Here is an 18,862-nt window from a genome sequence, read left to right as displayed (position 1 = left end):
CGATGCACTTTGAGGACAACAACAATGATTATTTACGGTGTGGCGTTTCTCGCCTTTTGTACCCTGGTGGGTATTTTTGTCGGTGAACTGCTCGGCAAGCTGATTGGTGTACCGGCCAACGTTGGCGGTGTAGGTATTGCGATGCTGCTGTTGATCGGCCTCGGCAGTTACCTGAATAAAAGTGGTTGGTTCAAAGGCAAGACAGAGCAGGGCGTGGAGTTCTGGAGCGCAATTTATATCCCGATCGTCGTCGCCATGGCGGCACAACAAAACGTCTATGGCGCACTCAAGGGTGGGCCGATGGCGATCCTGGCGGGGACGGCAGCGGTGGTTATCGCCTTTGCCTTGGTGCCGGTGCTGGTACGCATCGGCAACAAGGAACCCGCCTCGGTCATTCCTCCGAAGACGGTAGGGTGATCGTCATGTACGAATCGATGATGAAGGTAATTACCGGTTACGGCCTGATCAGCGGCTTTCTGATTGTCGGTGTGACCATGTGGGTGTCCTACTGGATTTCCAATACATTCACCAAAGGTCGCCTGCACGGCTCGGCCATCGCCATTCTGCTGGGGTTGTTGTTGTCTTATATCGGGGGCGCGCTGACCGGTGGCCAGAAAGGCGTGGTGGACATTCCGTTGTTGTCGGGCATCGGCCTGCTGGGCGGCGCCATGTTGCGTGATTTCGCGATTGTCGCCACGGCGTTCGGTGTCAGTGTCGATGAGCTCAAGCGTGCCGGTTTTGTCGGTGTGCTGGCGTTGTTCGTCGGCGTCGGGACATCGTTCATAGCCGGTGTCGCGGTGGCGATGGCGTTCGGTTACACCGATGCGGTGAGCTTGACTACCATCGGCGCGGGCGCGGTGACGTACATCGTCGGTCCGGTAACCGGGGCAGCGATTGGTGCGAGTTCCGAGGTCATGGCGCTGTCGATTGCGGCGGGGCTGATCAAAGCCATCCTGGTGATGGTGATGACGCCGTTCGTGGCCCCGATGATCGGGCTGAACAACCCGCGCAGTGCGGTGATTTTCGGCGGATTGATGGGCACTTCCAGCGGTGTGGCCGGCGGTTTGGCCGCCACAGATCCGAAACTGGTGCCGTATGGTTGCCTGACGGCGGCGTTCTACACCGCCCTAGGCTGTTTACTTGGGCCGTCGCTGTTGTATCTGATCATGCGCGGGTTGATGGGCTGACATTTTCGGACGCCTTCGCGAGCAAGCCTGCTCCCACATTGGAATGCATTCTCCTGTGGGGGCGGGCTTGCTCGCGAAGGCCGCGCCGCGGTTTCAAATCTGGCGATTGGCATACATCCGACACTCCGCCAGCAACGCCAGCAGATTCGGATCGCGCTCCTTGGCTTTCAAAAACACCACGCCAATGTGCTGCTGCAACCGATACTTTTCCTGCAACGGAATCAGCTTCACACGGTTCTCATACACCGCCGCAATCCGCCCCGGCAGCAACGCATAACCCACCCCCGAGCTGACCATGCTCAGCAGGGTGAAAATGTCGTTGACCTGCATCGCCACCTTCGGCTCGAACCCCGCTTGCTTGAACACCCGATTGCCATCCTGGTGCGTGGCGAAGCCTTGGGTCAGGGTGATGAACGTCTCGTCGCGGACCTCGGCCAGATCCACTTCGGTGCGTTGGGCAAACTTCGAGTCTGCCGGGGTCGCCAGGAAGATGTCATCGGAAAACAACGGAATCTGCTCGCAATCCGGGTCGTTCACGCTGTCGTCCAAAGACACCAGGATCGCGTCGACTTCCATGTTCTTGAGCTTGTACAGCAGATCGAAATTCGAACCGAGGATCAGGTCGATGTTGAGTTCGCTGCGGCGGATTTTCAGGCCCATGATCAGTTGCGGCACGGTCTTTACCGTCAGCGAATACAGCGAGCCCAACTTGAAGCGTTCAGCGGAAAATCCAGCGGCTTCGCGGGTCAGGCGCACGGTTTCGACCACGTCCTGAATCAGCTTCTGCGCTCGCTCTTCCAGCACATAAGCGCTTTCCAGCGGCGTCAGGTTGCGCCCTTCATGTTTGAACAGCGGACAACGCAGGGCGCTTTCCAGGGAATGGATCGCCCGATGCACGCTGACGTTGCTGGTTTGCAACTCGGCGGCGGCGCGAGCCAGATTGCCGGAGCGCATGAAGGCGAGGAACACCTCGAGTTTTTTCAGGGTCAACTCTTCGTCTATCAGCATGGGCCGGACTCTTATTCGAATGGCTCGATTGTGCACGTATGTGGGTTCTTGGGGGATTTGTGTTTTGAAACATTGCGCTTTTAACCTTCAGGCGTGAGCCTTACGCGAAGTTGCAACGAATCTTGAGGTGAGCAACACATGTATCACGGGGAAAGATTGAACGCCTGGACGCATCTGGTCGGGGCGGTGGCAGCGGTTGTCGGGGTGGTGTGGATGCTGGTGATTGCCGGCATGGACGGCAGCCCGTGGAAGATTGTCAGCGTGGCGATTTACGGATTTACCTTGATGGTGCTTTACAGCGCATCGACCGTTTACCACAGCGTGCGCGGGCGCAAGAAAGCGATCATGCAGAAGGTCGATCACTTTTCGATCTATCTGTTGATCGCCGGCAGTTACACGCCGTTTTGTCTGGTGACCCTGCGCGGGCCGTGGGGCTGGACCTTGTTCGGAATTGTCTGGGGATTGGCGCTGATCGGCATCCTGCAAGAGATCAAACCGCGTTCGGAAGCGCGGATCCTGTCGATCGTGATCTATGCGGTGATGGGCTGGATCGTACTTGTGGCGGTCAAACCGTTATTGGCGGCATTGGGCAGTACAGGTTTCGCCTGGCTGGCGTCGGGCGGCGTGCTGTACACCGTGGGCATTGTCTTTTTTGCGCTGGACAGTCGTTTGCGCCATGCCCACGGGATCTGGCATCTGTTCGTGATCGCCGGGAGTCTGCTGCACTTCGTGGCGATTATGTTTTATGTCTTGTAGATCGCACCGCAGCTATATGAAAAACCTGTGGGAGCGAGCCTGCTCGCGAAAGCGCCAGGTCAGTCGACATCATCGCTGACTGATCCACCGCATTCGCGAGCAGGCATGCTCCCTCAGTGGCACAGGCGGTCCAGTTGTGCCTGCGCCCGTCGGCTGAACACCTGCAACAAGTCGCTCAAGGTATGGGGCGGCGGTTCGTCGGCGCGGGTGACCGCATACAACGTGATCGGTAACGCTGGCGCCAGAGGTCGAATCGCCGTGGTGGCGGGGGACGCGCCTAGCGCGGTAAACGGATCGATCACCGCCAGCCCGGCACCGGATTCAACCATCGCCCGCGCCAGCGAATAGGTCTGCACGGCGATACGAACCCGTGGCGGCGGATCGACCGCCTCAAGGTAGCTGTCGAGCCTGGCCGCCAGCGGGTCGGCGCTGGACAGGCCAATCAGCGGCGCACCGGCCAGTTCGATCAATGGCAACGGTTGGCCCAAGGCGTCGTCGGTCCAATAGCCCAACGGCGCCAGCGCCACCAACACCCCGCAGGCCAGGGGCTGCGCCTTCAGGCCCGGATGATCCGGAGGTTGCAAGGTCAGCGCGACATCCACTTCGCGCATCAACAAATTCTGCATCAACTCACGGCTGTGGGCGCTCGACAGCTCGCAGACAATGTCCGGGTAGCGTTGCGTCCACTCGTTGATGGCCGGCGGCAGCAGCGATAAGGCCAGCGCCGGGATCGCGCCGATCCTCACGCTGTGACCCGGCTCGCGACGCAGGCTCTGGGCCAGACGTCGCACGCCTTGCAGGCTTTCGGTGACCTTGTCGACTTCGCGCTCAAGCTCCAGCGCTTCGGGCGTGGCCTGCAATTTACCGCGCACCCGCAGAAATAACGGGAAGCCCAGTTGCTGCTCGGCGTGTTGCAGCACTTTGCTCACCGCCGGCTGCGACACGTGCAGCAACTGCGCGGCGCCACTGACCGAACCGGTCTGGCGAATGGCCTGGAAAATCTCGATGTGTCGCAGTCGCATGGCAAGTCCATAACCTTTGTTTATGGGTCAGGCATCTTTATGCATTGTTCAAGGTCTGTCACCTGGTCCTAACCTGAAGCCTGTTTCAACAACGGTTAAGGACAGACATGGCTCTGCGGGTTTGCATCATCGGTGGCGGCGTCATCGGCCTGACGACGGCTTACGCACTGGTTCGCGACGGCATCGACGTGACGCTGATCGAGGCCCGGGATTCGCTGGGCAGCGAGACCAGTTTCGCCAACGGCGGCCAGTTGTCCTACCGTTACGTCGCGCCTCTGGCCGATGCCGGTGTGCCGTTGCAGGCGCTTGGCTGGATGCTGCGCGGTGACTCGCCGCTGAAGTTGCGTCCGCGCCTGGACCCGGCGCAATGGCGCTGGATGGCGTCCTTCCTGGCGGCGTGCCGTCGTTCTGTGAATCAGCGCAACGGCGCGCACCTGCTGCGTCTGGCGCTGCTGAGCCAGTCCACGCTGCAAGGCTGGCGGGACGAAGACCGTCTCGACGCCTTCGCCTGGCGGCGCAACGGCAAACTGGTGACGTTTCGTGAAGCCGCGAGTTTTGAGCATGCGCGCCATGGCCTGGCCGATCCGCAACAGCAGCACGTGCTGTCGCGTGCCGAATGCGCACAGTTGGAGCCTGCGCTTGCCGAGGCGCCGTTTGTGGGCGCGATTTATACGCCTGACGAAGAAGTCGCCGATTGCCATGCTTTCTGCCAGCAACTGCTGGCTCGGCTCCAGGCGTCGGGGCGTTGCGAGTTTTTGCTGGGACGCAAGGTCACCGGCATTCGCCACGCGGATGGCGCGGTGCAGGCTGTAGAAATGGGTTCGCACGTGCTGCCGGTCGAGCAACTGGTGATCGCCGCCGGTCATCGCAGTCCGGCGCTGGCGCTGCCCGGCATGCACCTGCCGCTGTATCCGCTCAAGGGCTACAGCCTGACCTTGCCCGTGCGCACCGAACATCGCGCGCCGGAGCTGAGCATCACCGATTACAACCGCAAGATCGTTTATGCCCGCATCGGTGATCAACTGCGCGTGGCGGCGATGGTCGACATCGTCGGTTTCGACCCGGCGCTCGACCCCAAACGTCTGGCGCTGATCAAGCGCCAGGCGCAGGAAACCTTACCCAATGCCGGCGATTTCACCGCCGCCATCGAATGGGCCGGCATGCGCCCGGCCACCCCCAGCGGCGTGCCGTTGATCGGGGCCACGGCGTATCGCAACCTGTGGCTCAACCTGGGCCATGGCGCCCTGGGTTTTACCCTGGCTTGCGGCAGCGCCCGGTTGCTCAGCGAGTTGATCGCCCGGCGCGCACCCTCGATTGAAATGCAGGGCCTCGCCCCCCGCGTCGCCTGACTTGAAAAGGAAAAACCGATGAGCATCAACCGTATCAACAGCAACAGCCGGCTCTCTGGCGCGGTGACCTTTGGCGATCTGGTGTTTCTCTCGGGACAGGTTCCGGGTGACAGCCTCGACGTCACTGGCCAAACCGCCGAGGTGCTGGCGAAGATCGATGCGTTGCTGGCCGAAGCTGACAGCGACAAGGATCATCTGCTCAACGTGACCATTTACCTGAACGACATTGGCCGCGACTTTGCCGCCATGAATGAGGTCTGGTCGCAGTGGCTGTCACCGGGCAAAGCGCCAACCCGCACGACTTTGCAGGCGCAACTGGCCCGTCCCGAGGTCCTGGTGGAAATCACCGTGATCGCAGCGCGCCGCTAATCGCTCAACCCACAACGGAGAATAACAATGCAAAAAATCACGTTGATCGGCTGCACCCTCGGTCTGCTGCTCGCCAGTCAGGTCCAGGCCAACGAAACGCCACTGACCGGTACGCTGAACAAGGTTGCCAATGCCAAGAGCATCACGCTGGGCTATCGCGACGCGTCGGTGCCGTTCTCCTACGTGGGTGATCACACGGGGCAGCCGATGGGCTATTCGGTGGACCTGGCGAGCAAGATTGTCGAGCGCATCAAGCAAAAGCTTGAACTGCCGGATCTGCAGGTGAAGTACAACCTGGTGACCTCGCAAACGCGCATTCCGCTGGTGCAGAACGGCACGGTCGACCTTGAGTGCGGCTCCACCGGCGTGACCGCCGAGCGCATGCAGCAAGTGGCGTTTTCCTACGGGTTTATCTACGTGAAGGGTCAGTTGCTCACGGCGAAGGACAGCGGCATCAAGAGTTTCGCTGACCTGCGCGGCAAGAACGTCGTGACCACCGCGGGCACAACGAATGAACGGTTTCTGAAGAGCTACAACGTCGATCACAAGATCGATATGTTCGTGATCAGCGCCAAGGACCATGGCGAGGCTTTCCAGATGCTGCAGTCGGGTCGGGCGGCGGCGTTCTATATGGACGACGCGCTGCTCTATGGTGAACGAGCGAAGGCCCGCGATCCGCATAAGTGGGTGGTGGTGGGTGAGGAGCAGTCGCGGGAAATCTACAGCTGCATGGTGCGCAAGGATGATCCGCAGTTCCTGGCACTGGTCAACTCCACACTGGCCGACCTGTACAGCTCAGGGGAAATCAACGGCATCTACAACCGCTGGTTCCAACAGCCGATCCCGCCCAAAGGCTTGAACCTGGAATTCCCGATGACCAGCGAGCTGAAAGCCATCATCGCCAAACCGGTGAGTGATCCGGTGCAGTAGATGCGGACAGATCGTTTCCACGTGGAGCGTGGGAACGATCAGAACCTAGAAGTCGCCCCACAGTTGTTGCGCCACCGCTAACGCCACGACGGGTGCGGTTTCGGTGCGCAATACGCGAGGACCGAGGCGGGCGGCGTGAAAACCGCCAGCCTTGGCCTGCTCGACTTCAGCGTCGGACAACCCGCCCTCAGGCCCGATCAGAAACGCCAAGGTTGTCGGTTTGGCATGACTCACCAACGGCTCAGCCACCGGATGCAACACCAACTTCAAATCCGCCTCGGTCTGCTTCAACCAGTCCGCCAGCAACAGCGGCGGATGAATCACCGGCACCCGTGAACGCCCGCACTGCTCGCACGCGCTGATCGCCACCTGGCGCCAATGCAGCAGGCGCTTGTCGGCGCGCTCGTCCTTCAGCCGGACTTCGCAGCGGTCGCTGAAGATCGGGGTGATTTCAGTCACGCCCAGTTCAGTGGCTTTCTGAATCGCCCAATCCATCCGCTCGCCACGGGACAAACCCTGGCCGAGATGGATCGCAAGCGGTGATTCGACCTGACCGGTGAAGCTTTCATCGATCTGCACCACCACGCGCTTCTTGCCAACCTCCACCAGCCTGGCGCGAAACTCATGGCCCGAGCCGTCGAACAATTGCAGCACATCGCCCTCGGCCATGCGCAGCACGCGGCTGATGTAATGGGCCTGGGCCTCGGGCAACTCGTGCTCGCCGGTGCTCAGGGGGGCGTCGATAAAGAAGCGGGACAGTCTCATGCTGGGTCTCTACTGAATCAGTAAGTTGGATCAAGTCGCAAATGTGGCTGGTTTTTTGTGGCGAGGGAGCTTGCTCCCGCTGGACTGCGCAGCAGTCCTCTTCTTTCCAGGGATAAGCGGGGCCGCTTCGCGACCCAGCGGGAGCAAGCTCCCTCGCCACAGGGGTTCTCGGTGACTTCTAGCCCGGATCACGGAAGTCGGGGTGGAAGTCTTTCGGCACCGAGACGCTCACGCTATTGCGGGTCGCAATGTCGATCCCTTCACTAGCCACTTCCGCGAGGAAGTCGATCTGCTCCGGCGTGATCACGTAAGGCGGCAGGAAATACACCACGCTGCCCAACGGTCGAAGTAAAGCACCTCGTTCCAGTGCATGCTGGAACACCTTCAAGCCACGACGTTCCTGCCACGGGTAAGCTTCCTTGGTTGCCTTGTCCTTGACCATCTCGATGGCCAGCACCATGCCGGTCTGGCGTACTTCCGAGACGTTCGGGTGATCGACCAGGTGCGCGGTGGAGGAGGCCATGCGCTGGGCCAACGCCTTGTTGTTTTCGATGACGTTGTCTTCTTCGAAGATATCCAGCGTCGCCAAGGCCGCCGCGCACGCCAGCGGGTTACCGGTGTAGCTGTGGGAATGCAGGAAGGCGCGCAGGGTCGGGTAGTCGTCGTAGAAAGCGCTGTAGACGTCTTCGGTCGTCACGCAGGCCGCCAGCGGCAGGTAACCGCCGGTCAGGGCCTTGGACAGGCAGAGGAAGTCCGGGCGGATGCCGGCCTGTTCACAGGCAAACATGGTCCCGGTGCGGCCGAAGCCGACGGCGATTTCGTCGTGGATCAGGTGCACGCCATAACGGTCGCACGCTTCACGCAGCAGCTTCAAATAAACCGGGTGATACATGCGCATGCCGCCGGCGCCCTGAATCAGCGGCTCGACGATCACCGCCGCGACGGTGTCGTGGTTCTCGGCCAGCGTCTGCTCCATGGCGGCGAACATGTTGCGCGAATGCTCCTCCCAGCTCATGCCCTCAGGGCGCAGGTAGCAATCGGGGCTTGGCACCTTGATGGTGTCCAGCAGCAGCGCCTTGTAGGTCTCGGTGAACAGCGGCACGTCGCCCACCGACATCGCCGCCATGGTCTCGCCGTGATAGCTGTTGGTCAGGGTGACGAAGCGCTTCTTGTTCGGCTGGCCGCGGTTGAGCCAGTAGTGAAAGCTCATTTTCAGCGCGACTTCGATGCAGGACGAACCGTTATCGGCGTAGAAGCATCGGGTCAGGCCTTCGGGCGTCATCTTCACCAGACGCTCGGACAACTCGATGACCGGCTGATGGCTGAAACCGGCGAGGATCACGTGCTCCAGCTGATCGACCTGATCCTTGATGCGCTGGTTGATGCGCGGGTTGGCGTGGCCAAACACGTTGACCCACCAGGAACTGACGGCATCGAGGTAGCGTTTGCCTTCGAAGTCTTCCAGCCACACGCCTTCACCGCGCTTGATCGGGATCAGCGGCAACTGTTCGTGGTCTTTCATCTGGGTGCAGGGATGCCACAACACCGCGAGATCGCGTTGCATCCACTGATTGTTCAGGCCCATGTTCAGTCTCCTCGAGGCGATCCGCCGACAGGCGCGGACATACAATCGCGCAAGCCTATGCAATGCATCGCGCGGGAACAACCCATTGTGTCGATTGAGCTACTTTGTATAGGGCGATAGACGTCGCTGGCGGCCCAATGATGGCTAACGTATTCTTCGCGGTTCTTTGAGTCGTCTGACTCGCAAAACCGTTTTTCCTACGTGTATTTCCGGAGTTCGCTGAATGTCTGCTGGTTGGCTGCGCGCCTGTGCGCTGGTGATGTTGGGGCTGTTCAGCGTGTCTGCGCTGGCCAAGGATAAAACAGCGATCGTGATCGGCGGCGGGCTTTCGGGCCTGACGGCGGCATACGAACTGCAGAACAAAGGCTGGCAAGTCACGCTGCTGGAAGCCAAACCGAGCCTGGGCGGCCGCTCCGGCATGGCCACCAGCGAGTGGATCGGTAACGACAAGACCCAGCCGGTGCTGAACAAATACGTTTCGACATTCAAGCTGAGCACTACGCCGGCACCGGAATTCGTGCGCACGCCGAGCTACCTGATCGACGGCGTGTATTACACCGCCGCTGATCTGGCGACCAAGGAACCGGCCACCAGTGACGCGCTCAAGCGTTACGAAAAGACGCTGGACGATCTGGCGCGCTCGATCGAAGACCCGCAGAACCCGGCCGCGACCAGCACGCTGCATGCCCTGGATCAGATCAACGTCTCCAACTGGCTTGATCGACTGACGTTGCCCGCCACGGCTCGGCAGTTGATCAATCAGCAAATTCGTACCCGTTATGACGAACCTTCGCGCCTGTCGCTGCTGTACTACGCACAACAGAGCCGGGTTTATCGCGGTGTGTCCGATCGTGACCTGCGCGCTTCGCGCCTGCTCGGCGGCAGTCCGGTGCTGGCTCAGGCCTTCGTCAAACAACTGAAAACCATCAAGACCAGCTCCCCGGTCTCGGCCATTATCCAGGACAAGGATGGCGTGACCGTCAAAGTCGGCAGCGTCGGCTATCAGGCTGACTACGTCGTGGTCGCCGTGCCATTGCGCGCCCTGAACAAGATCCAGATGACCCCGGCGCTGGATGCCCAGCACTTGGGCGCGATCAAAGGCACCAACTACGGTTGGCGCGACCAGATCATGCTGAAGTTCAAGACGCCGGTATGGGAAAGCAAGGCGCGCATGTCCGGCGAGATCTACAGCAACACCGGCCTGGGCATGTTGTGGGTCGAGCCAGCCCTGAAGGGGGGTGCCAACGTGGTGATCAACCTGTCCGGCGACAATGCGCGGGTGATGCAGGCCTTCGGCGACAAGCAGATGGCCGATCAGGTACTGATTCGTCTGCACGCATTTTATCCACAGGCACGCGGTTCGTTCACCGGTTATGAAATCCGCCGCTACAGCACCGATCCGTCGATGGGCGGCGCTTACCTGGCCTTCGGCCCGGGCCAGATCAGCAAGTACTGGCGCCTGTGGGAACGTCCGCTGCAACGCGTAGCGTTCGCTGGCGAACATACCGACACCTTGTACCCAGGCACGCTGGAGGGCGCATTGCGCACCGGTCAGCGCGCAGCCAGTCAGGTTGAAGACCTGGCGGCAGGCAAGTCGTTTGAGCCGGCGAAAGTGGTTCCGGCAGCGACAGCTGTTGCGGCCGGTGCAGTGGCGGCGAAGAAGGGCAACTTCTTCAGCAATCTGTTTGGTGGATCCTCCGATGAAGACAAGAAGCCGGAACCGGTCAAGGCACCCGAGCCGGTAACACCGCCAGCACCGACACCCGCTCCAGTGCCAACCCCGGCGCCTGCGCCAGTGGAAGCGCCGAAGCCTGCCGCACCGGTAAAAGCCGAGCCAGCCAAGAAGGCTCCGGCCAAAGCGCCGGCGAAAAAGCCCGCTGCCAAAACCGACGCCAAAAAAGCCCCGGCCAAGGCGCCTGTGAAGAAAGCTGAACTGGCGAAGAAACCAGCGACCAAGCCCGCTGCGACCGCGGCGACAGATACCAAGGCGCAGTAAGCTTCGGGATTAAAGAAACGCGGCAGAAATGCCGCGTTTTTTTATGCCTGAAGAAAAGAACGAATAAATCTCATGGCGCAGGTGTTCTTGGTTCGGACGTCATCATTTCTCACTCAGTGATCTTTAATCTTTCCTTAACTCACCCATTTCAGACTCTTGATCGTATTTCTCGATATTTCAAAGCGAAATTTTCCGCTTTAAATCGATAGATAACTCGATAGTCTTGGTCGCAGTTCTCACAGGATTTGGGCATGCAGCTACGTAACTCTTCTTCCCGCTACGGTTGGGTCAGCATCTTCGTGCATTGGTGCGTGGCGCTTGCGGTCTTCGGTCTGTTCGCGTTGGGGTTGTGGATGGTCGGTCTCGACTACTACAGCACCTGGCGCAAAGACGCGCCGGACCTGCACAAGAGCATTGGCCTGGTGCTGTTTGCCGTCATGTTGCTGCGTGTGTTGTGGCGCTTTGTCAGTCCGCCACCGCCGACACTCGACAGCTACAGCCGTCTGACGCGCATTGGCGCGAAGTTCGGCCATTCGTTCCTGTACCTCGGCCTGTTTGCTGTGATGATTGCCGGTTACCTGATTTCCACCGCAGACGGTGTCGGGATTCCGGTGTTTGGCCTGTTTGAAGTTCCTGCACTGGTGTCCGGAATACCGGACCAGGCAGACACCGCCGGTGTGATCCATCTGTATCTGGCGTGGGTACTGGTAATTTTTTCCGGTCTCCATGCGTTGGCAGCATTGAAGCACCACTTTATCGATCGTGATGCGACCCTCATTCGTATGCTGGGCCGCAAAGCCTGAAGTTCAACCTCGACTCCAAAGGAATAGAAAGCATGTTGAAAAAAACACTCGCTGCTGTGGCAATCGGTTCGGCTCTGCTGTCCGCTAACGTGATGGCAGCTGATTACGTCGTCGACAAGGAAGGCCAGCATGCCTTCGTTGACTTCAAGATCAGCCACTTGGGCTACAGCTACATCACCGGTACCTTCAAGGACATCGATGGCAAGTTCAGCTTCGATGCGGCCAAGCCGGAAGCGAGCAAGATCGAGTTCAACGTCAACACCGCCAGCGTGTTCACCAACCATGCCGAGCGCGACAAGCACATCGCCAGCAAAGACTTCCTGGATGGGTCTAAAGCCAAGTTCGTCTCCACCAGCGTTAAATCCACCGGCAAAAACGCCGCTGGCAAAGACACTGCCGACGTGACCGGCGACCTGACCATCCTTGGCGTGACCAAGCCAGTCGTGGTCAAGGCTACCTTCCTGGGCGAAGGCAAGGATCCATGGGGCGGCTACCGTGCCGGCTTCGAGGGCACCACCAGCATCAAGCGTTCCGACTTCGGCAAGCAGAAAGACCTGGGCCCAGCGTCCGATGCAGTCGAGTTGTACGTTTCGTTTGAAGGTGTCAAAGCGAAGTAATGCTCAGTCGTAGGAGCTGCCGCAGGCTGCGATCTTTCAAGATCAAAAGATCGCAGGCTTCGCCAGCGCCTACAAAAAGCAATTTGTAATACATAAAAAAATGCCCCGGATCGCGAGATCCGGGGCATTTTTCATGGCAGTGCCAAATCAGCGATTGCGAGTCAGCAATGCTGGTTTCTCACCACGGGGACGGCCTGGCAATTGATCAAGTTGTTCGGGAGTCGGGAAACGATCGGTTTTCGACTCCTTGTGAATGATCTTCGGTGCCGGACCACGCGGGTTTTGCACGGCGGGTTCCGAACGCGGCTGGTCGTCACGCGCCGGGCGACGGTTGCGGCCTTCTTCGCGACGGGCCTGGCCGTCACGTGGAGCACCGTTGCGTGGACCGCTGCGCTTGGCCGGCGGCGTGCCGGTGGTGGCGCCGTCGCTGCTGCGCGGACCGCTTTGGCGACCCTGAGGCTTGCCGCCAGTGCGCGGAGCACCTGTGCCAGCGGCCGAACCTTGTGCCGGAGCGCCCGGACGGCGGCCACGACCCTGAGCCGGTTTGGCTTGAGGCACGTAGTCGACGCGGTTACCGAAGTTATCGATATCGTCGTCCAGGAACTCGTCCGGAGCGCGATCAGCGGCAGCGCGTGGCGCCGGGCGCTGTTGCTCGCGAGCCGGGGTGCCTTCGCGTGGTTTCTGCTCACGGGCCGGACGATCGCCACGGCCAGTGGCTGCAGGTTTTTCCTTGCCGCCCTTGTCCTTGCCTTTGTCTTTACGACCGCCGCCACCGCCGCTGCCGTTCGGACCGTCACCGCGCGGGCCACGTGGGTTGCGCGGGTTACGCACATCCGGACGCTCGCGGACTTCCGGTTTCTCGGCTTCTACAGCGCTGGAATCGAAGCCCATCAGGTCGCCGTCGGCGATTTTCTGCTTGGTCATGCGTTCGATGCTTTTCAGCAGCTTTTCTTCGTCCGGAGCCACCAGCGAGATCGCCTCGCCCGAACGACCGGCACGGCCGGTACGGCCGATGCGGTGAACGTAATCTTCGTCGACGTTCGGCAGTTCGAAGTTGACCACGTGTGGCAACTGATCGATGTCGAGGCCGCGAGCGGCGATGTCGGTGGCGACCAGGATGCGTACTTCACCGGCCTTGAAGTCGGCCAGGGCTTTGGTGCGTGCGTTCTGGCTCTTGTTGCCGTGGATCGCGACGGCGGTGAGGCCGTGTTTGTCCAGGTATTCGGCCAGACGGTTGGCGCCGTGCTTGGTGCGGGTGAACACGAGCACCTGTTCCCAGGCGCCTGCGGTGATCAGGTGCGCCAGCAGCGAACGCTTGTGGTTGGCCGGCAGACGGAATACGCGTTGCTCGATGCGCTCGACCGTGGTGTTCGGCGGCGTGACTTCGATGCGTTCCGGGTTGTGCAGCAGCTTGCCGGCAAGGTCGGTGATGTCCTTGGAGAACGTCGCCGAGAACAGCAGGTTCTGACGTTTGCTCGGCAGACGGGCCAGGACCTTTTTCACGTCATGGACAAAGCCCATGTCGAGCATGCGGTCGGCTTCGTCCAGCACGAGGATTTCCACGTGGGACAGATCGACGCTGCCTTGGCCGGCGAGGTCGAGCAGACGGCCAGGGCAGGCCACCAGCACGTCAACGCCGCGGGACATGGCCTGAACCTGCGGGTTCATGCCGACGCCGCCGAAGATGCAGGCGCTGACGAACTTCAGGTCACGGGCATAGACCTTGAAGCTTTCGTGAACCTGAGCCGCGAGTTCGCGGGTAGGGGTCAGGACCAGCACGCGTGGTTGGCGCGGGCCGTGACGCTGGGATTTGTCCGGGTGACCGTTGGGAAACAACCGCTCCAGAATCGGAAGGGCGAAGCCGCCGGTTTTACCAGTACCTGTCTGAGCCGCAACCATCAGGTCGCGACCTTGCAACACGGCGGGAATGGCCCGCTGTTGCACCGGAGTAGGCTCGGTATAGCCCGCTGCCTCGATGGCGCGGACTAAAGCCTCGGAGAGACCGAGGGAAGCAAAGGACATGAGTAATCCTGTTTTAGTTAGGGCTTGGCCCAATGGGAGTCTTGCCTGGCGCGAATGGCGTTTAAGAGGAACGCAATCCCGTCCGGTCCTGCTGGGCCTTGAAAGCTCGTCTGGAGCGCTCGCGCGGGCTGAAAAGCTGCGCTGTAGCGGGGTCGAGATGCCTTGAACAAGTCCGAGCGTCCGGGCGTGAGCCTGGCGGGAAGGCCGGAGTATAACAGAGCAATCACTGCGCGCCGCTTTCCTGCTGCTCAACGGTTTTTTCGCGGACGGCGGTGGCCCCGGCAGCGTGATTGCTGACGGCCGGATCGGCGCCATAACGGGCACTCAGTTCGGCATAGGCGGGCTCGCGCTTGAACCGCTTGAGTTCGGCGCCGAAGCGTTGCACCAGCAAGTCCATGCCCGCATTGCGGCGAACTGCCAGGAATTGGCTCTGTTGGCTGATGACGGTCGGGTTTTCGCTGATCTGGTCGCGGATGTTCAATTCGTCGAGCAAATGCTGGCCGACCCGGCGATCGGTGATCAGCAGGTCGATTCGCCCGCGCACCAGTTTGCCGAAGTTGGCTTCGTGAGTGGGCGCCGGCTCGCGAGTGAACAGTGTCGATTCGCGAAAGTCCGGGCTGTACAGATAGCCTGGGGAGGTGCCAATCGTCAGGCCTTTCAAGTCGTCCAGGGTACGAAACGGATGAGGCCGCTCGTTGGCGTAAAACATCACGAACTGGACTTCCGAGAGCGGTTCGCCGGGGTAGAGCAGGGTGGCGTCGCGCTCTTCACTGTGAAAAATGTCCAGCGCGCCATCGGCCTGGCCGGTTTCGAGCATCGACAGGCAGCGTTTCCACGGCAGGAACTGCCATTCGACTTCGATCCCCAGGCGCTTGAAGACGATGGCCGTGGTTTCGTAGTCCAGCCCCAGTGATTTACCGTTCTCCTCATAGACGTAAGGCGCCCATGGTTCGGTGACAATGCGCAATTTCTCGCCCCGAGCGGCGAAGCTCAGGCAAGTGAAAACCAGCATGGCGATTAACTGCGGGATCAATGGCATGGACTTCAGATTACGACGAGAAACAGGAAAGAGCCAGAAACCGCCTGCGAATGCTCTATCTCCGTGTGTTGCATCACAATAAAAGCGCGTTGAAAGCAAAAGATCGCAGCCTCGTTTCACTCGACAGCTCCTACAAGAGATTGCGCATTCTGTAGGAGCTGTCGAGTGAAACGAGGCTGCGATCTTTTGATCTTGCTTGTAACGATGTTTAGCGCGGCAGCTTCAGGTTGTTCCACACCGCCAGACTCGCTTCAGCCTGGTTCAGTGTGTAGAAGTGCAGCCCTGGAGCGCCACCTTGCAGCAGGCGTTCACACATTTCGGTGATGACTTGTTCACCAAAGCGTTGAATGCTCTGGGTGTCGTCGCCGTAGGCTTCCAGTTGCTTGCGGATCCAGCGCGGGATTTCCGCACCGCAGGCATCGGAGAAGCGCGCGAGCTTGCTGTAGTTGGTGATCGGCATGATGCCCGGCACGATCGGAATGTTCACGCCCATCGCCCGTACACGCTCGACGAAGTAGAAGTAGCTGTCGGCGTTGAAGAAATACTGGGTGATCGCGCTGTCGGCGCCGGCGTTGGCCTTGCGCACGAAGTTGGCGATATCGTCTTCGAAATTGCGCGCTTGCGGATGCATTTCCGGGTAAGCGGCGACTTCGATGTGGAAATGATCGCCGGTCTCTTCACGAATGAACTCGACCAGATCGTTAGCGTGGCGCAGTTCACCGCTGGCCATGCCCATGCCCGAAGGCAGGTCACCGCGCAGGGCAACGATACGTTTGATGCCGGCAGCCTTGTATTGAGTCAGCAGGCCGCGCAAGTCGTCCTTGCTGTCGCCAACGCAAGACAAATGCGGTGCGGCCGGGACTTTGACTTCGCTTTCGAGCTGCAACACGGTGTTGAGCGTGCGATCACGGGTCGAACCGCCAGCGCCGTAGGTGCAGGAGAAGAAATCGGGATTGTACGTGGCCAGCTGACGAGCAGTGGCGAGCAGCTTTTCATGCCCAGCGTCGGTCTTCGTAGGGAAGAACTCGAAGCTGTAGCGGCGGTCTTGGGACATGGGAATACCCTTTAGAACTCGTAAGCCGGATGCTGGCCCCCGTAGGAGCCGCCGCAGGCTGCGATCTTTCAAGGATCAAAAGATCGCAGCTTGCGGCAGCTCCTAGGGGAGCGGTCAGTCAGCGCCTATCAGTAGCGGTAAGCGTGCGGCTTGAACGGACCTTCGACGGTCACGCCGATGTAGTCGGCCTGGGTCTTGGTCAGCTGAGTCACAACACCGCCGAAACCGCGGACCATTTCCAGGGCCACTTCTTCGTCGAGTTTCTTCGGCAGTACTTCAACGGTCAGGCGCTCGGCTTTCTGGGCTGGCGACAGGTCGGCGTACTTCTGGCCGAACAGGAAGATCTGCGCCAGAACCTGGTTGGCGAACGAGCCGTCCATGATGCGGCTTGGGTGACCGGTGGCGTTACCCAGGTTAACCAGACGGCCTTCGGCCAGCAGGATCAGGTAGTCGTCGTTCTGGGCATCGAATGCGCCAGGGCCGGTACGGTGGATCTTGTGAACCTGTGGCTTCACTTCTTCCCATGCCCAGTTCTTGCGCATGAAAGCGGTGTCGATTTCGTTGTCGAAGTGGCCGATGTTGCAGACAACAGCGCGCTTCTTCAGGGCTTTGAGCATGTTTGCATCGCAAACATTGACGTTGCCGGTGGTGGTCACGATCAGGTCGATCTTGCCCAGCAGGGCCTTGTCGATGCTGGCTTCAGTACCGTTGTTGATACCGTCGATGAACGGCGAAACCAGCTCGTAGCCGTCCATGCAGGCTTGCATGGCGCAGATCGGGTCGACTTCGGAAACCTTGACGATCATGCCTTCCTGACGCAGGGACTGGGCCGAACCCTTGCCCACGTCACCGTAACCGATGACCAGCGCTTGCTTGCCGGACAGCAGGTGGTCGGTACCGCGCTTGATTGCGTCGTTCAGGCTGTGACGGCAGCCGTACTTGTTGTCGTTCTTGCTCTTGGTCACCGAGTCGTTGACGTTGATGGCCGGGATTTTCAGCTCGCCCTTGGCCAGCATGTCCAGCAGGCGGTGAACGCCAGTGGTGGTTTCTTCGGTCACGCCGTGGACGCGGTCCAGGATCGCCGGGTATTTCTTGTGCAGCAGCTCGGTCAGGTCGCCGCCGTCGTCGAGGATCATGTTGGCATCCCAAGGCGCGCCATCCTTCAGGATGGTTTGCTCCAGGCACCACTCGTACTCTTCTTCAGTTTCGCCTTTCCAGGCGAAAACCGGGATACCGGCAGCAGCGATGGCAGCAGCGGCCTGGTCCTGGGTCGAGAAAATGTTGCAGGACGACCAACGCACTTCGGCACCCAGGGCAACCAGGGTTTCGATCAGCACGGCAGTCTGAATGGTCATGTGGATGCAGCCGAGGATCTTCGCGCCTTTGAGCGGTTGCTCGGCGGAGTACTTGCGGCGCAGACCCATCAGGGCTGGCATTTCGGATTCAGCGATGATGGTTTCGCGACGGCCCCAGGCAGCCAGGGACATGTCGGCGACTTTGTAATCGTTAAAATCTGCAGGCGTGATAACAGCGCTCATGATGAGCCTCCATTCGTAATGTATGCGAATGGGCGCCGTTGTGCGTTTAGTGTCTGGCCGTGGCCAGGCAACGCCCCATCCGAGCCTGACAGGTCGAACCTGCTGCAGCGCCCCTCGGACAGGTGGCGGGAAAACGGTATCAATTGGAGATGACCGTTTTGAAACGGTGGCGATTATAGCGGGCTATGCTGATCTTCCAAAGCCTTTCTGCAGGTCAATGTCCGAACGGTAATCGAGACCATAGTCGATGCTTGATAGAGCTCTAGTCCGGGCTCTGCCATGATGGACGGCATCAATCGGCAAGACGGTCAGGAGTGAATATGAATTTCCACACCCGCAAATGGGTAAAACCCGAAGACCTCAACCCCAACGGCACGCTGTTCGGCGGCAGTCTGTTGCGCTGGATCGACGAAGAAGCGGCGATCTATGCCATCGTCCAGCTGGGCAATCAGCGTGTGGTCACCAAGTACATTTCCGAAATCAACTTCGTCAGCGCCTCGCGCCAGGGCGACATCATCGAACTGGGCATCACCGCGACCGAGTTCGGCCGGACGTCGATCACCCTGACCTGCGAAGTGCGCAACAAGATCACCCGTAAAAGCATCCTGACGGTGGAGAGAATGGTCTTCGTCAACCTCGGTGAGGACGGCTTGCCTGCGCCACATGGCCGGACCGAGATCAAGTACGTCAAAGATCAGTTTCAGGATGACGTCGTCAGCTAATGGAATCGGCGGTGCGCCCTTCGCTAGCAGGCCAGCTCCCACATTAGATCTTCAGTGAACACTGATTTTATGAACGACGCAGATCCAGTGTGGGGGCTAG

Annotated in this window: 18 protein-coding genes and 1 riboswitch; of the genes, 10 read left to right on the top strand and 8 right to left on the bottom strand. The window is 60.1% G+C overall.

Going from position 1 to position 18,862, the window contains the following annotated elements:
- Positions 1-24: 24 nt before the first annotated feature.
- Complete coding sequence (gene madL, locus ACM1ZW_RS06845) at positions 25-417, top strand: malonate transporter subunit MadL (RefSeq protein WP_010466888.1); 393 nt, start codon at positions 25-27, stop codon at positions 415-417.
- 5 nt (positions 418-422) lie between these two features.
- Positions 423-1,187 carry a malonate transporter subunit MadM gene (madM, locus tag ACM1ZW_RS06840; protein ID WP_084322497.1) on the top strand — a complete coding sequence of 255 codons (765 nt, stop codon included), beginning with the start codon at positions 423-425 and terminating at the stop codon, positions 1,185-1,187.
- Between the two features lie 93 nt (positions 1,188-1,280).
- Here the strand turns inward: madM and ACM1ZW_RS06835 are convergent, their stop codons facing one another.
- Complete coding sequence (locus tag ACM1ZW_RS06835) at positions 1,281-2,195, bottom strand: LysR substrate-binding domain-containing protein (protein WP_414883069.1); 915 nt, start codon at positions 2,193-2,195, stop codon at positions 1,281-1,283.
- Positions 2,196-2,333: 138 nt separating this feature from the next.
- On the opposite strand from ACM1ZW_RS06835, the gene trhA reads away from it, so the two are divergent.
- Positions 2,334-2,951 carry a PAQR family membrane homeostasis protein TrhA gene (gene trhA, locus ACM1ZW_RS06830; RefSeq protein WP_414880169.1) on the top strand — a complete coding sequence of 206 codons (618 nt, stop codon included), beginning with the start codon at positions 2,334-2,336 and terminating at the stop codon, positions 2,949-2,951.
- A gap of 113 nt (positions 2,952-3,064) precedes the next feature.
- Here trhA and ACM1ZW_RS06825 read toward each other — a convergent pair whose 3' ends face one another.
- Positions 3,065-3,973 (bottom strand): LysR family transcriptional regulator, encoded by a 909-nt coding sequence (locus tag ACM1ZW_RS06825; protein ID WP_017341250.1) that lies wholly within the window; start codon positions 3,971-3,973, stop codon positions 3,065-3,067.
- Positions 3,974-4,080: 107 nt separating this feature from the next.
- Between ACM1ZW_RS06825 and ACM1ZW_RS06820 the strand changes: the two genes are divergently transcribed.
- From ACM1ZW_RS06820 to ACM1ZW_RS06810, 3 genes are read left to right on the top strand one after another with little or no spacing between them, the layout of a single operon-like run.
- Complete coding sequence (locus ACM1ZW_RS06820; RefSeq protein WP_416740344.1) at positions 4,081-5,322, top strand: D-amino acid dehydrogenase; 1,242 nt, start codon at positions 4,081-4,083, stop codon at positions 5,320-5,322.
- Positions 5,323-5,340: 18 nt separating this feature from the next.
- Positions 5,341-5,691, top strand: a complete 351-nt coding sequence (locus ACM1ZW_RS06815) for a RidA family protein (RefSeq protein ID WP_414880172.1) — start codon at positions 5,341-5,343, stop codon at positions 5,689-5,691.
- 27 nt (positions 5,692-5,718) lie between these two features.
- Complete coding sequence (locus ACM1ZW_RS06810) at positions 5,719-6,621, top strand: transporter substrate-binding domain-containing protein (protein ID WP_017341248.1); 903 nt, start codon at positions 5,719-5,721, stop codon at positions 6,619-6,621.
- A gap of 45 nt (positions 6,622-6,666) precedes the next feature.
- Here ACM1ZW_RS06810 and ACM1ZW_RS06805 read toward each other — a convergent pair whose 3' ends face one another.
- Together ACM1ZW_RS06805 and ACM1ZW_RS06800 are read right to left on the bottom strand one after the other, a co-directional pair.
- Entirely contained in the window at positions 6,667-7,386 is a 720-nt protein-coding gene (locus ACM1ZW_RS06805; protein ID WP_416740343.1) for a 16S rRNA (uracil(1498)-N(3))-methyltransferase, read from the bottom strand.
- Between the two features lie 178 nt (positions 7,387-7,564).
- Complete coding sequence (locus tag ACM1ZW_RS06800) at positions 7,565-8,971, bottom strand: adenosylmethionine--8-amino-7-oxononanoate transaminase (protein WP_017341246.1); 1,407 nt, start codon at positions 8,969-8,971, stop codon at positions 7,565-7,567.
- A 223-nt stretch (positions 8,972-9,194) separates the two neighbouring features.
- Here ACM1ZW_RS06800 and ACM1ZW_RS06795 point away from each other — a divergent pair, with 223 nt between their 5' ends.
- The 3 genes from ACM1ZW_RS06795 to ACM1ZW_RS06785 all read left to right on the top strand — a co-directional run bounded on the left by ACM1ZW_RS06795 (position 9,195) and on the right by ACM1ZW_RS06785 (position 12,387).
- Positions 9,195-10,967: a flavin monoamine oxidase family protein gene (locus ACM1ZW_RS06795; RefSeq protein WP_414880173.1), complete on the top strand. Its 1,773-nt coding sequence runs from the start codon at positions 9,195-9,197 to the stop codon at positions 10,965-10,967.
- A gap of 251 nt (positions 10,968-11,218) precedes the next feature.
- A complete protein-coding gene (locus ACM1ZW_RS06790) occupies positions 11,219-11,770 on the top strand; it encodes a cytochrome b (protein WP_414880174.1) in 552 nt (183 codons plus the stop codon).
- Positions 11,771-11,802: 32 nt separating this feature from the next.
- Positions 11,803-12,387, top strand: a complete 585-nt coding sequence (locus ACM1ZW_RS06785) for a YceI family protein (protein ID WP_010466914.1) — start codon at positions 11,803-11,805, stop codon at positions 12,385-12,387.
- A 147-nt stretch (positions 12,388-12,534) separates the two neighbouring features.
- On the opposite strand, the gene ACM1ZW_RS06780 is transcribed toward ACM1ZW_RS06785, so the two are convergent.
- The 4 genes from ACM1ZW_RS06780 to ahcY all read right to left on the bottom strand — a co-directional run bounded on the left by ACM1ZW_RS06780 (position 12,535) and on the right by ahcY (position 18,040).
- Complete coding sequence (locus ACM1ZW_RS06780; protein WP_017341243.1) at positions 12,535-14,409, bottom strand: DEAD/DEAH box helicase; 1,875 nt, start codon at positions 14,407-14,409, stop codon at positions 12,535-12,537.
- Between the two features lie 223 nt (positions 14,410-14,632).
- Positions 14,633-15,448 (bottom strand): substrate-binding periplasmic protein, encoded by an 816-nt coding sequence (locus tag ACM1ZW_RS06775; protein WP_017341242.1) that lies wholly within the window; start codon positions 15,446-15,448, stop codon positions 14,633-14,635.
- Positions 15,449-15,656: 208 nt separating this feature from the next.
- Complete coding sequence (metF, locus tag ACM1ZW_RS06770; RefSeq protein ID WP_017341240.1) at positions 15,657-16,502, bottom strand: methylenetetrahydrofolate reductase [NAD(P)H]; 846 nt, start codon at positions 16,500-16,502, stop codon at positions 15,657-15,659.
- 128 nt (positions 16,503-16,630) lie between these two features.
- Positions 16,631-18,040 carry an adenosylhomocysteinase gene (ahcY, locus tag ACM1ZW_RS06765; protein WP_017341239.1) on the bottom strand — a complete coding sequence of 470 codons (1,410 nt, stop codon included), beginning with the start codon at positions 18,038-18,040 and terminating at the stop codon, positions 16,631-16,633.
- Between the two features lie 23 nt (positions 18,041-18,063).
- Positions 18,064-18,162: riboswitch (S-adenosyl-L-homocysteine riboswitch) on the bottom strand.
- A 198-nt stretch (positions 18,163-18,360) separates the two neighbouring features.
- Between ahcY and ACM1ZW_RS06760 the strand changes: the two genes are divergently transcribed.
- Entirely contained in the window at positions 18,361-18,762 is a 402-nt protein-coding gene (locus ACM1ZW_RS06760; protein ID WP_017341238.1) for an acyl-CoA thioesterase, read from the top strand.
- Positions 18,763-18,862 lie beyond the last annotated feature (100 nt).

This window comes from Pseudomonas sp. NFX71, assembly GCF_048079215.1.
GTDB lineage: Bacteria > Pseudomonadota > Gammaproteobacteria > Pseudomonadales > Pseudomonadaceae > Aquipseudomonas > Aquipseudomonas fluorescens_B.
Note: the sequence above shows the minus strand (reverse complement) of the source record. Positions and strands in the feature narration are given on the sequence as shown.